The 12483-nt window shown below is 75.3% G+C and carries 12 protein-coding genes; 6 read left to right on the forward strand and 6 right to left on the reverse strand.

What is annotated here, in order from left to right:
- Positions 1–110: 110 nt before the first annotated feature.
- The 3 genes from ACI79U_RS17220 to ACI79U_RS17230 all read right to left on the reverse strand — a co-directional run bounded on the left by ACI79U_RS17220 (position 111) and on the right by ACI79U_RS17230 (position 2283).
- A complete protein-coding gene (locus tag ACI79U_RS17220; RefSeq protein ID WP_457071533.1) occupies positions 111–431 on the reverse strand; it encodes a hypothetical protein in 321 nt (106 codons plus the stop codon).
- Between the two features lie 98 nt (positions 432–529).
- Positions 530–1393: a manganese catalase family protein gene (locus ACI79U_RS17225; RefSeq protein ID WP_457071535.1), complete on the reverse strand. Its 864-nt coding sequence runs from the start codon at positions 1391–1393 to the stop codon at positions 530–532.
- 173 nt (positions 1394–1566) lie between these two features.
- A complete protein-coding gene (locus tag ACI79U_RS17230; RefSeq protein WP_457071537.1) occupies positions 1567–2283 on the reverse strand; it encodes a sensor histidine kinase in 717 nt (238 codons plus the stop codon).
- Positions 2284–2384: 101 nt separating this feature from the next.
- On the opposite strand from ACI79U_RS17230, the gene ACI79U_RS17235 reads away from it, so the two are divergent.
- The 3 genes from ACI79U_RS17235 (at position 2385) to ACI79U_RS17245 (ending at position 5573) form a co-directional block, all read left to right on the forward strand.
- Positions 2385–3032, forward strand: coding sequence for a response regulator (locus ACI79U_RS17235; RefSeq protein WP_457071539.1), 648 nt, complete (start codon positions 2385–2387; stop codon positions 3030–3032).
- A gap of 133 nt (positions 3033–3165) precedes the next feature.
- Positions 3166–4272 carry a saccharopine dehydrogenase NADP-binding domain-containing protein gene (locus tag ACI79U_RS17240; protein ID WP_457071541.1) on the forward strand — a complete coding sequence of 369 codons (1107 nt, stop codon included), beginning with the start codon at positions 3166–3168 and terminating at the stop codon, positions 4270–4272.
- On the forward strand, positions 4269–5573 hold the full coding sequence (locus tag ACI79U_RS17245; RefSeq protein ID WP_457071543.1) for a glutamate mutase L: 1305 nt from the start codon (positions 4269–4271) through the stop codon (positions 5571–5573). The genes ACI79U_RS17240 and ACI79U_RS17245 overlap by 4 nt, the downstream gene beginning before the upstream one ends.
- 7 nt (positions 5574–5580) lie before the next feature.
- Here the strand turns inward: ACI79U_RS17245 and ACI79U_RS17250 are convergent, their stop codons facing one another.
- Together ACI79U_RS17250 and ACI79U_RS17255 are read right to left on the reverse strand one after the other, a co-directional pair.
- On the reverse strand, positions 5581–7065 hold the full coding sequence (locus tag ACI79U_RS17250; protein WP_457071545.1) for a PH domain-containing protein: 1485 nt from the start codon (positions 7063–7065) through the stop codon (positions 5581–5583).
- Entirely contained in the window at positions 7062–7571 is a 510-nt protein-coding gene (locus ACI79U_RS17255) for a PH domain-containing protein (protein ID WP_457071547.1), read from the reverse strand. Before ACI79U_RS17255 ends, ACI79U_RS17250 begins: the two co-directional genes overlap by 4 nt.
- Before the next feature lie 99 nt (positions 7572–7670).
- Between ACI79U_RS17255 and ACI79U_RS17260 the strand changes: the two genes are divergently transcribed.
- Positions 7671–8000, forward strand: a complete 330-nt coding sequence (locus tag ACI79U_RS17260) for a rhodanese-like domain-containing protein (protein WP_457072676.1) — start codon at positions 7671–7673, stop codon at positions 7998–8000.
- A 29-nt stretch (positions 8001–8029) separates the two neighbouring features.
- On the opposite strand, the gene ACI79U_RS17265 is transcribed toward ACI79U_RS17260, so the two are convergent.
- On the reverse strand, positions 8030–9646 hold the full coding sequence (locus ACI79U_RS17265; protein ID WP_457071549.1) for a long-chain fatty acid--CoA ligase: 1617 nt from the start codon (positions 9644–9646) through the stop codon (positions 8030–8032).
- A 53-nt stretch (positions 9647–9699) separates the two neighbouring features.
- Here ACI79U_RS17265 and ACI79U_RS17270 point away from each other — a divergent pair, with 53 nt between their 5' ends.
- Positions 9700–11088 carry a glycoside hydrolase family 5 protein gene (locus tag ACI79U_RS17270; RefSeq protein WP_457071551.1) on the forward strand — a complete coding sequence of 463 codons (1389 nt, stop codon included), beginning with the start codon at positions 9700–9702 and terminating at the stop codon, positions 11086–11088.
- Positions 11089–11277: 189 nt separating this feature from the next.
- Positions 11278–12429, forward strand: a complete 1152-nt coding sequence (chvE, locus tag ACI79U_RS17275) for a multiple monosaccharide ABC transporter substrate-binding protein (protein ID WP_457071553.1) — start codon at positions 11278–11280, stop codon at positions 12427–12429.
- Positions 12430–12483 lie beyond the last annotated feature (54 nt).

Genomic DNA, 12483 nt, shown 5'->3' on the forward strand with positions numbered 1-12483 from the left:
TCCAGCACGTTGCGCTACCACGAGGCCCGTCCCCGGCAGGGGGCGGGCCTCGTGTCGTCCCGGGCCGGCGGCGCGGACGCCGGTGGGACGGGGGTGCGTCCGGTCCCGGCTCAGGCGGTGGCGCGGGCCGGTTCCTCGACGAGCGCGGGCGACGCCAGCACGGTGTCGACGGCGTCCGTGGCGACGGGGACCGCCGCGGTCACCGACCGCCGCCGGCGGACCGCCCAGCGGCTGACCAGCCCGGCGAGCACGACGCCGCCGGCGAGGGCCTGCTCGGCCGGGGCGGTGACCGCGACGGCCAGGGCGGTGAGGTAGACGACCGTCAGCAGCGCCGAGGCGGCGGTCACCCGGGCGGGGACGCGGAGCGCGGGGAGGCGGACGGCCGGCAGGTGCAGGTCGGTCAGGTGCGGGGTGGAGACGGACAGGTGCACGGGGGACCTCCAGCAGGTCGGGCGCCCGCCGCGCCGGCGTCCCGCTCCGCCCGGGGGCGGGTCGGGGCGCCGGCACGGCGGCGGCGCGAGGGGACGCCTTACTTGAGGGCGTCCTTCGCCTTCTGGATGAGGGTGTTCATCTTCGTCTGCGGCGTCGGGTACAGCCGCGGGTCGCCCGGCGGGAGGATCGGCGCGTCGGCGTTGGCGGCGATGGGCGCCGCCCGCAGCTGGTTGTCCGTGCCGTCCAGCGCCGGCCCGTTGGCCCAGCGGCCGTTGGCGGCCTCGGCACCGTCGGAGGCGTCGATGAACGTGTAGGCGAACTCGGGCAGCTCCTCGTCCATCGGGAAGGCCTCGGGGACCGGGATGCCCTCGATGCCGTCGGACTTGAGCTCCTCGATGGCGGCCAGCCACTGCATCTGGTGCATGTGGTCGCGGGCCAGGTTGAACCGCAGCATGTCCTTGACGCCGTGGTCGTCGGTCATGTTGAACAGGCGCGCCGCCTGCAGCCGACCCTGCATCTCAGCGGTGGCGTTGTAGTGGAAGTCCGCCATCAGGTTGCCGCTGGCGGTCACGTACCCACCGCTCCAGGGCAGGCCCATGCTGTCCCGGTAGTACGCGCCCGCGCCGTTGACGATCGCGTGCTGCGGGTTGTGCTGCCCGTAGCCGGCGGCCGCCTCCTTGCTGCGGTCCGAGGCGTCGGGCTTCAGCGGGACGTGGTCCAGCAGCCGGTCGATCATCGTCACGATCATCTCGACGTGGGCCAGCTCCTCGGTGCCGATCGCCAGGAGCATGTCCTTGTACTTGCCGGGCAGCCGGCAGTTCCAGCCCTGCAGCAGGTACTGCATGGCAACGGTCATCTCGCCCCACTGGCCACCGAGGATCTCCTGCAGCTTGCGCGCGAAATCCGGGTCCGGGCCGTCGGGCTTGGCCTCGTACTGCAGGGCGTGGGTGTGCGTGAACACGGGCCTCTCCTCTGGTCGAGCCGTTCGCCGTGCCGCCCCGTTCGGGGTGACACAGACCAGATGCCCCCGGCGCTTGACACCCCCGTGCCGTCCGGTGGCCCGCAGGGGCCGACCTCGTCAGCGCCGACCGACCGGCACCCGCGCAGAACGCGCCGGCGGCCCGGAGTGCCCGCTCAGCGGTCGGGAAGGCGGACCACCAGGGTGAAGGCGCCGTCCTCGGCGCGGCACCAGGCCAGCCGGCCGCCCAGCTCGCGGGTCTGCCGCTGCACCGACCACAGCCCCAGCCCGGTCAGGTCGACCGGTGGCGTGGGCCGGCTCAGGTGGCCCAGCACCCGCTCGGCGGGCACCCCGTGCTGGGTCAGCGCCAGCTCCACCCACCCGCCGCGGCGGCGCACCGCGAGCCGGACCTCCTCGCCGCCGCCGTGCCGGTGGGCGTTCTCGAGCAGGTTGGTGAGGATCCGCTGCACCCGCGCGTCGGCCACCGAGACCTCACCGGCCTCCGGGGAGAGCTCCAGTCGCAGCTGGTGCTCGGGGAGACCCGAGGCCCCGACGGACGCCCGGATCACCTCGGCCAGCCGGCGCACGCCCCGCCGCTCGGGGGCGCCGCCGGTGGCGTTGGCGGTGCGGAGCAGAGAGGACAGGTGGCGGGCCTGGTCGCGGGCCAGCTGGAGCAGCTCCGGGCGGCCGGCGGCATCGCCGTCCAGCCGGTCGAGCACCGACTCCAGCGCGGCCAGGGGGCTGCGCATGTCGTGGCAGAGCGCGCGCACGACTGCGTCGCCGGTGCTCACCGCCTCCTGGCCGGCCACCGGCAGGTGGCTGCGCACCGCTCGGACCAGGTCGGTGACCAGGGCGGGGAGTGACGCAGGTCGTGTGTCGGCAGCGAGGGTCACGGGCACCTCCGGGGTTGCGCCCGGTCAGCCGCGCCGAGCGCGGTCGACCAGGTGGGAGTGACGTGGAGGGATCCGAGGCCGGAGCTGAGCGCCGTCCCCCCGTGGACGTGGTCGTCATCGACGACCACCCGTTGTTCAGCCGGGGCCTCGAGCTGCTGCTCCCCCCGGAGAGCGGTGGCCGGGTCCGGGTCGTCGGGACGACGGACGACGCCTCCGCGGGCGCCGCGCTCGTGCGCCGCCACCACGCGGACGTCGCCGTCGTCGACCTGCACATGCCGCCCCCCGGCGGCACCCGGGCGATCGCGGCGATCCGCCGCACCGACCCGCTGGTGCGCATCGTGGCGCTCTCCGGGCTCGCCGAGGCCGATGCCGCCCTGGAGGCGCTGCGGGCCGGGGCGAGCGGTTTCCTGCCCAAGACGGCCAGCCCGGAAGCGCTGGTGCGGCCGCTGCTCGCCGTGCTCGACGGCTGGTCGGTGATCCCGGAGTCGCTGCTGCGCCAGCTGCTCGACGACGCCGCCCCCTCGGCCGACCAGGGCATCGCCGCCCAGCTGTCCGCCGATGACCGCCGGCTGTGGCGGCTGGTCGCCGCCGGCACGAGCACCGTCGACATCGCCACGACGCTGCACGTCTCCGAGCGCACCGTGAAGCGGCTGGTGGCCAACCTGCTGCGCCAGCTCAAGGTGTCCACCCGCGTGGAGGCCGCCGCCCTGGCCGGGCGCATCGGGCTCGGGCAGGACGGCGCGGCCTGACACGCTGCGGCCTGACACCCCGGGGCCCCCGGCGCTGGTCTCCATCGCCCGCGCCCTACCCGGCGCGGCCGGTCGCACGCCCGGACCGCGCAGTTCCGTTGTGCGCGAGCGGACGGCTCCCTACGTTGAGGTCATGGCTCCCCGCATCGTCCTGCTCGGCGCCACCGGCCACACCGGCGGCCGGACGGCGGCCGCCCTCGTCGCCCGCGGAGCCCGCCCGGTGCTCGCCGGCCGCGACCCGCACCGCCTGGCGGAGCTGGCCGGCCGGCTCGGCGCCGACGGCGGCCCGCTGGAGACGGCGACGGCCGACGTCACCGACGCCGCCTCGGTCCGCGCCCTGCTGCAGTCCGGGGACGTGCTGGTCAGCACGGTCGGCCCGTTCCTCCGCCTCGGCGAGCCGGCGGTCACCGCCGCGGTCGACGCCGGCGCGGTCTACCTCGACTCCACCGGCGAGCCGCCCTTCCTCCGCCGGGTGTTCGAACGGCACGGCCCCCGCGCCGCGGCGGCCGGGGCCACGCTGCTCACCGCGTTCGGGCACGACTACGTGCCGGGCAACCTCGCCGCCGCGCTGGCCCTGGCCGACGCCGGGGCGCGGGCGCACCGGGTCGACGTCGGGTACGCCCTCGACGGGGTGCGCGGCCAGGCGTTCTCCCGCGGCACGCTGACCTCGCTGCTGGGCGTCGCGCTCGAGGAGGGGCACGCCTTCACCGGCGGCCGGCTGGTCGACGAGCCGGCCGGCACGCGCACCTGGGTCTTCGACGCGGCCGGGCGCCGTCGCGAGGGGCTGTCGGTCGGCGGGTCGGAGCACCTTGCGCTGCCCGGGCTCGCCCCCACGCTGCAGGAGGTCGGCGTCAGCCTGGACTGGTTCGGGTCGGCGACCCCGGTCGCGCACCGGCTCGCTCCCTTCGTCCCCCGGCTGCGGCGGGTGCCCGGCGCGCAGACCGGCCTGGCCCGGCTCACCGACCTGGTCGCCGGGCGCGTCGCGGAGGCGCCCTCGGACGCCGGGGACGTGCGCACCGCCGTCGTCGCCGAGGTCCGCGACGGCCGCGGCACCCGGGTGGCCCGGGTCGAGCTCGCCGGCCCCGACCCGTACGCGATGACGGCCGACCTGCTGGCCTGGGGCGCCGTGCGCGCCGCCGACGGTGGCGTGACCGGGGTCGGTGCCCTGGGCCCGGTGCAGGCCTTCGGGCTGGACGAGCTCACCGCCGGCGCGGCCACCGCCGGGCTCGTTCGGCGGTGACCACCCGGCTCGCCTGCGTCGACATCGGGTCCACCTGGACCAAGGCGGCGCTGGTCGAGCTGCCCGGCGGGCGGCTGCTGGCCACCCGCCAGGCGCCGACCACGCCCGACGACGTCGTCGCCGGCGTGCTCGCCGCCACCGCGGGGTGGGGCGCCGAGGTGCGCGCCTGCTCCAGCGCCGGGGGTGGGCTGCGGCTGGCGGTCGTCGGCTACGAGGAGCTGATCAGCGCCGAGGCCGGGCACCGTGCCGCGCTCTCCGCCGGCGCCCGGGTGGTGCACGTGGCCGCCGGCCGGCTGGACGACGCCGGGCTGGCCGCGCTCGCCGCTGCGGAGCCCGACGTCGTCCTGCTGGTGGGGGGCACCGACGGCGGCGAGGCCACGGTGCTGCGGCACAACGCCGCCGCGCTCGCCGGGTCGGCCCCGCTGCAGGGGCCCGGTGCGAGCGTGCGAGTACCGGGGGGCAGGGGGGTCCTTCTTCCCGTCCCGGTGGTGCTGGCCGGCAACGCGGCGGTGCGCGACGAGGTGGTGGCGGTGCTCATCGCCGCCGGCGTCCCGGTGACCCCGGCCGGGAACGTGCTGCCCGACATCGGTCTGCTCGCCCCGGAGTCGGCGCGCGGCGCGATCCGGGAGGTGTTCCTGACCCACGTCATCGGTGGGGACCGGCTCTCCGCCGACCAGCGGCTGCGCCGGTGGGTGCGCGCGGTCACCCCGGACGCCGTGCTGGACGGGGTCGCGGCGCTGGCCGCGCAGCGGGCCGGCTCCGCACGCCCCGGGGTGCTGGTGCTCGACGTCGGCGGGGCCACCACCGACGTGCACTGCGTGCCGGCGGCCGACGCCGAGCAGTCGGGGTTGCAGCGGTCGGCGGTCGGCGTGCCGGCCCGGCGGCGCACCGTGGAGGGCGACCTGGGGGTGCACGCCAGCGCCGGCGCGCTGCGGGCCGCCGCCCGGGCGGAGGGGCTGGCCGACCCGGGGGAGGAGCCGCTGGCCCTGGGCGAGGCCGCGGCCGTGGTGGCGCTGCGCCGGCACCTGCGGGCCGAGGCCGGCTACGGGCCGGGCGGGGCCAGCGCCCGCGGGGTGGGGCTGGTCGTCCTCTCCGGCGGGGTGTTCCGGCACGCCGCACCCGCCGCCGTCGCCGCGGTGGTCGACCGGGTGGCCGCCGACCGGGGTGGCGCGGGCGGGGTGCTGGCCGGGGCGGCCGACGTCGTCGTCGACCGCCGGTACGTGCTGGCCGCCGCCGGGCTGCTGGCCGGCGACGAACCGGTGGCCGCCGCCGGGCTGCTCGGCACGCTGCTGCCGGGGTGAGCGCGGCTCAGCGGGAGAGGGTGCCCGCCCAGGGGCCGGAGGCGACGACGGCGAAGCCCGCGGCCTCGTCGGCGGCCATGTCCACCGCCGCGTAGCCGCCGCTCCCCGCGCCGACGCAGGCCTGCACGGTGGCCAGCCCGGCCCGCCGCTGGAAGAAGGTCTGCCGCACCTCCCAGCCGACCACGGCCCGCCGCTGCAGCACCACGTGCTCGCGGACCAGCCATCCCGACCGCACCGCCAGGGTCGGGCCGCCGGCCGCGTGCCCGAGCGAGGCGTACCGCGCTCGCGCGACCGGGACGGCCAGCACGGTCAGCACGCCGCCGGCGGCCAGCAGCGGCCACCAGCCCGACCGCACGGTGAGCACCGCCCCGGCCAGCAGGAGGACGACGCCGGGCACCAGGGCGCGCACCACCTGGCGGCGCAGCGCGGCCTTCGGGTGCGGGCGCAGCGGCCCCGGGCTGGGCGCCAGGGAGTCGCTCAGCAGCCAGGCCTGGGCGCGCGGGCCCAGCGGGAGCAGCTGCCCGCGGCGGGTGGCGTCGCCCAGGCCGGTGACCAGGGCGGTCGCCCGCGCGGCGCCGACCAGCCGCATCCCCAGCCCGTCGCTCACCGCGCAGCCGCGGATCCGGTCGACCTCCAGGTCGGTGTGCCGGCGGGTGAGCAGACCGCGCTCGGCCACCAGCGACCCGCCGCGGCGGACCAGCCGGAACCGCCAGTTGACCACCGCGGCGCCGAGCACCGCCGCGACGGCCAGCAGCACCAGCCCACCGGCCACCGCCGCGGCGATGAACCAGCCGTCGACCCCGTTCAGCTCCTCGACCCCGGGGGTCAGCTCGGGCAGGTAGCCGTCGGGCAGCTCGTCGACGGCCCGGAACAGCGCGCCGACGGCGGCCAGCGGCACCACCAGGTAGGTGCCGATCAGCGGCGCGTACAGCAGCCACCGGGAGCGCAGCCGCAGCAGCTCCTCCTCCTCCGGCTCCGGCGCGGAGTGCCGGCCGGTCGCCGCCGCCGGGGTGGCGTGGCGGTGGGAGAGCAGGTGCTCCCGCAGCCGGTCGCCCTCGGCGCGGCGCACGCCGTCCACCACGAGCTCCTCGTCGTTGCCGGCGGCGCCGGCGGCGGCGTCGATCCGCACCCGCACCAGGCCGAACACCCGGTGCAGCAGTGGGGTCTCGACCTCCACCCCCCGGATCCGGTCGATCGGCACCGTGCGCGTCGAGCGGGACACCAGCCCGCGGGTGACGACCACCGAGGTCTCACCCGCGGCGTAGGTGAACCGCCACCAGGTCAGCGCGGCCCACGCCAGCGAGAGCACGGTGACCGCCGCGACCAGCGCGACGGCCGCCCAGGGGCCGCCCTCGAACCCCCGCCCGGCGGCGACCGCCAGCGCCACCGGTACCAGCGACCGGGCCTGCTTGAAGGTGATCGTGTGGACCAGCAGCACCCGCGGGGAGGTGCGGGTGCCGGGCGGCGCCTCCGGCGGGGCCGGGGAGGTCACGTCGCGACGTCCCGCACCTGCTCGGCCCGGCGGGCGAGGTCCTCGGCCACCTGCCGGGCGACCCCGACCTCCAGGTGCCAGATCCGCACCGTGCCCTGCGACGACGCGGTGAGCACCGCGACCGTGGCCAGCCCGAACATCGTCTGCAGCAGGCCGCGGTTCACGTCGACGGTCTGGATGCGGGAGATCGGCACCAGGGTCCAGGTGCGGTTCAGCCAGCCGGTGAGGGTGTAGACCGCCTCGCCGGTGACCTCCCACCGGTGCACCCGCCAGCGCAGCCGCGGCTGCACGCCGATGGCGAGGACGGCGTCGACGACGAGCAGCGCGACCGCGAGCCAGCGCACCACCTGCACCCACCCGCCGGCGTCCGGCGGCACGAACAGCCAGAAGGCGGCGACGGCCACGGCCCAGAACAGGACGCCCAGCGTGCCCTGCACCGTCCACAGGCCGATGGCCGAACGGGACAGCGGCCAGGCGGGGTCCCGGGCCGGTGGGGGAGCGGACATCGCCGCCCATCCTCGCAGGGCGGGGTGCCCGGCACCCGTTCCGGCACCCCGACGAGGGGCGGGCTCCCGGCACCCCGTGCCACGATGGAGTGCGTGATGATGCCCATGCAGGTCCCGACCGTGCCGGCTGCCGAGGTCCCCGAGGACGCCGTCGTACTCGACGTCCGCGAGGACGACGAGTGGGCCGCCGGACACATCGAGGGGGCGACCCACATCCCGATGGGCGACGTGCCGGCGCGGCTGGACGAGGTGCCCGAGGGTGACCCGGTGTACGTCACCTGCCGTGGCGGCGGTCGCTCGGCCCGGGTGGCGGCGTGGCTCAACCAGAACGGCTACGACGCGGTGAACGTCGGCGGCGGCATGGGCGAGTGGGACGCCGCCGGCCGGCCGATGGTCAGCGAGACCGGCCGCCCGGCCTACGTCGTCTGACATCCAGGGCAGAAATGGCCATTTCTGCCCTAGCGGGTCTGAGGGAACTCCGCGAAGCGGGCGCGCAGGTCCTTCTTGGAGAACTTCCCGACGCTGGTCTTGGGCACCTCGTCGATGAACTCGACCGCGTCCGGCACCCACCAGCTCGCCACCTGCGGACGCACGTGGTCGAGGATCTCCTGCTCGCCGGCGGTCGCCCCGGGCTTGAGCACCACGCAGGCCAGCGGCCGCTCGCCCCACTTCGCGCTGGGGACCGCGACGACCGCGGCCTCGGCGACCGCCGGGTGGCTCATGATCGCGTTCTCCAGGTCGACCGAGGAGATCCACTCGCCGCCGGACTTGATCAGGTCCTTGGTGCGGTCGGCGATCCGGATGCTGCCGAAGGCGTCCATCGCCGCGACGTCGCCGGTCCTCATCCAGCCGTCGGGCGTGGTCAGCTCGGTGCCGGCGTCGGCGGCGTGGTACTCCTGCGCGCACCACGGGCCGCGCACCTGCAGCTCGCCGGTGGCGACGTCGTCCCAGGGCAGCTCGTCGGTGGTGCCGGCCTCGACGATGCGCGCCTGCACGCCGAACAGCGGGATGCCCTGCCGGGCGCGCTGGGCGGTGACGGTCTCCGGGTCGGCGTCGGCGTAGCGGCGGGCCAGGGTGCCGCCGGAGGCGACCGGGTGGGTCTCGGTCATGCCCCAGGCCTGGTAGATGGGCAGACCCACCTGCTCCGCGTAGGCCTGCGACAGCGCCGGGGGCACCGCGGAGCCGCCGCACCCGATCGTGCGCAGCCGGTGCGGGCGGCCGGCCAGGTGCGGCAGCATCCCCTGCCAGATCGTCGGGACGCCGGCGGTGAAGGTGACGCCCTCGTCGACGATCAGGTCGGCCAGCGCCTGCGGCTGCATCATCGGCCCCGGGAACACCATCGCCGCCCCGGCGGCCGGCGCGGCCTGGGCGATCCCCCAGGCGTTGGCGTGGAACATCGGCACGACCGGCATCGCGACGTCGTCGATCCCGATCCCGAAGCCGTTGGGCGCGACCACCGCCATCGTGTGCAGCACCGTGGAGCGGTGCGAGTAGACGACGCCCTTCGGGTTGCCGGTGGTGCCGCTGGTGTAGCACATCGCCGCGGCCGACCGTTCGTCGCGGACGTCGAACTCGACCGGCTCGGCGGCGGTGAGCAGCTCCTCGTAGTCGTGCACCCGCGGGTCGTCGGGCACCTCGGCGTCCCCGCCGTCGTCCATCACCACGACGTGCCGGACGGTCGTCATGGTGTCGATGAGCGGCCACAGCAGCGGCAGCACGGTGCGGTCGACGAAGACGACCTCGTCCTCGGCGTGATTGGCGATGTAGGTCAGCTGCTCGGGGAACAGCCGCACGTTGAGCGTGTGCAGCACCCGCCCGGTGCACGGGGCGGCGAAGTAGAGCTCCAGGTGGCGGGCGGAGTTCCAGGCGAAGGTGCCCACCCGGCCGTCGGCGCTGATCCCCAGGGTGTCCAGCACACCGCCGAGCCGGCGGGTGCGCCGGGCCCACTCGGCGTAGGTGGTGCGGACCTTGCCGGCGGGTGAGTTGGTGACGATCGGGACGTCGCCGTGGTGCTGCTCGGCGTGCCGGAAGATCGTGTCGATCGTGAGGGGGACGTCCTGCATCAGCCCACGCATGGCGGCATGGTGCCAGTGACGCCGCTCACGATCCACTGGGGCAGGATCGGGCCGTGACGGAACCGCACCAGCAGCTCATCCGCGTCGACGGCGACCGGCTGGCCGGGCCCGACGGCGGCACCGTGGTGCTCCGCGGCCTCGGCCTGGGCGGCTGGCTGAACATGGAGAACTTCATCACCGGCTACCCCGGGACGGAGTCCCAGCAGCGGCGCGCGCTGCGGGCCGCGCTGGGTGAGGAGGGGTACCGGCGGTTCTTCGACCGCTTCCTCGACGACTTCTTCACCGACGCCGACGCGCAGTACCTGGCCTCGCTCGGGCTGAACTGCGTGCGGATCCCGTTCAACTACCGGCACTTCGAGGACGACATGCGCCCCGGCGAGTTCAAGGCCGAGGGCTTCCGCCGGCTGGACCAGGCGGTGGACGCCTGCGCCCGGGCCGGCATCCACGCGATCCTGGACCTGCACGCCCTGCCCGGCGCGCAGAACCAGCACTGGCACAGCGACAACCCCACCCACTGGGCGCACTTCTGGACCCACCGGCACTTCCAGGACCGCGTCGTCGGCCTCTGGGAGGCGCTCGCCGAGCACTACCGGGGCAACCCGTGGGTGGCCGGCTACAACCCGGTCAACGAGCCCGGCGACGCCGTCGGGGAGGCGATCGGCCCGTTCTACCGGCGGCTGGAGGCCGCGATCCGCGCTGTCGACCCCGACCACGTGCTCTTCCTGGACGGCAACCGCTACTCCACGCAGTTCGACCAGCTCGGTGACCCGCTGCCGAACACCGTCTACACCGCCCACGACTACGCGCTGCCCGGCTTCGTCGACGGCGGGCCCTACCCGGGGGTGAGCCGCGGGAGGTTCGTCGACCGTGCGGTGGTCGAGCAGACGTTCCTGGAGCGGACGGCGTACATGCGCGAGACCGGGACGCCGATCTGGGTCGGGGAGTTCGGGCCGGTCTACACCGGCGACCCCGGGCGCGACGCCCAGCGGTACCAGCTGCTCAGCGACCAGCTGGAGGTCTACCGCGAGCACGGGGCGAGCTGGGCGCTGTGGACCTACAAGGACATCGGCCTGCAGGGCCTGGTCACCGTCCCGCCCGCCTCGCCCTACCTGCAGCGGATCGCACCGGTGCTGGCGAAGAAGGCCCGGCTGGGCGTCGACTCGTGGGGCTCCACGGACGCCGGCGTGCGGGAGGTGCTCGAGCCGATCGAACAGCTCGTCGCCCGCGAGTTCCCCGACTTCCAGCCCTACCCGTGGGGCCAGCACCGGTGGATCCACGGCATCGTCCGGCACGTGCTGCTCGCCGAGGCGCTGGTCGGTGACTTCGGGGCGGCGTTCGCCGGGGTGACGCCGGCGGAGGCCGAGCAGCTGGCCGGCGTGTTCGCCCTCGACCGGTGCGTCGTCCGGGAGCCGCTGGCGGAGCTGCTGCGCGTCTCGGCCTGACCCGGCCCGGCGGTCGGCCGGCGCCGGCCCACCGGCCGCCGGCAGGTGAACGACTCGTGACCCGACCGTGACAACGATCGGGTCACCGGACTTGACGAACCACCGTTGTTAGCGCTCACACTGTTCCCGCTCGCACCGAGGCGGGCCTGCGCCATCGGGCGGCAGATGTCTCGAAGGAGAGATGTGGCAGTGAACAAGAAGTTGGGCCTGACCGCCCTGGGTGCCACGTTGGCGCTGACCCTGGCCGCCTGCGGTGGCGAGGGTGCCGGCAGCAATGCGGACACCGCGGACGCCGACCCGTCGGAGCTCAGCATCGGCGTCTCGATGCCGACCGAGACCTCCGAGCGGTGGATCGCCGACGGCGCGAACGTCAAGGAGCAGCTCGAGGCGGCCGACTACACCGTCGACCTGCAGTTCGCCGGTGACGACATCCCGACCCAGGCGCAGCAGATCGACCAGATGATCGTCGAGGGCGCCGACGCGCTGATCGTCGCGGCGATCGACGGCACCGCCCTCAGCTCCCAGCTGCAGGCCGCCGCCGACCAGGGCATCCCGGTGATCAGCTACGACCGGCTGATCCGGGAGACCGAGAACGTCGACTTCTACGTCAGCTTCGACAACTTCAAGGTCGGCGTCGCACAGGGCACCGCCCTGCTGGCCGGCCTGGGCGTCACCGACGAAGAGGGCAACCCGGCCGACGCGACCGGTCCGTTCAACATCGAGCTGTTCGCCGGCTCGCTGGACGACAACAACGCGGGCTTCTTCTTCGACGGCGCCATGTCGGTGCTCCAGCCCTACATCGACAACGGCACGCTCGTCGTCAAGTCCGGCCAGACGAGCATCGAGCAGGCCGCCACGCTGCGCTGGTCGCAGGAGACCGCCCAGCGGCGCATGGAGGACCTGCTGACCTCCAGCTACAACGACGGCTCGGTCGTCAACGGCGTGCTGTCGCCCTACGACGGCATCTCCCGCGGCATCATCACCGCGCTGCAGAACGCCGGCTACGGCCCGACGCAGGACGCGCAGCCCCGGCCGATGCCGGTGATCACCGGGCAGGACGCCGAGATCGCCTCGGTCAAGCTCATCGCCGACGGCGTCCAGGACTCCACCATCTTCAAGGACACCCGGCTGCTGGCCGAGCAGGCCGTCGCCGCCGCGACCGCCTACCTGGAGGAGGAGGAGCCCGAGGCGAACGACACCAGCACCTACAACAACGGTGTCAAGGTCGTCCCGGCCTACCTGCTGCCGATCGAGACGGTCTATCAGGACGACATCCAGTCGGTCCTGATCGACTCCGGCTACTACACCGCCGAAGAGGTCGCCGCCGGCCAGACGAACTGACGTTCGTCCCCCCGGTCCCGGCCGGGTCCGGCAGCACACGCTGCCGGACCCGGC

This window comes from Modestobacter sp. SYSU DS0904 (assembly GCF_054051115.1).

Coding starts and splice junctions, on each gene's coding strand:
- ACI79U_RS17265 (WP_457071549.1), bottom strand. CDS start 9,646: ATGCGTGGGCTGATGCAGGACGTCCCCCTCACGATCGACACGATCTTC.
- ACI79U_RS17240 (WP_457071541.1), top strand. CDS start 3,166: ATGGCTCCCCGCATCGTCCTGCTCGGCGCCACCGGCCACACCGGCGGC.
- ACI79U_RS17260 (WP_457072676.1), top strand. CDS start 7,671: ATGCCCATGCAGGTCCCGACCGTGCCGGCTGCCGAGGTCCCCGAGGAC.
- ACI79U_RS17255 (WP_457071547.1), bottom strand. CDS start 7,571: ATGTCCGCTCCCCCACCGGCCCGGGACCCCGCCTGGCCGCTGTCCCGT.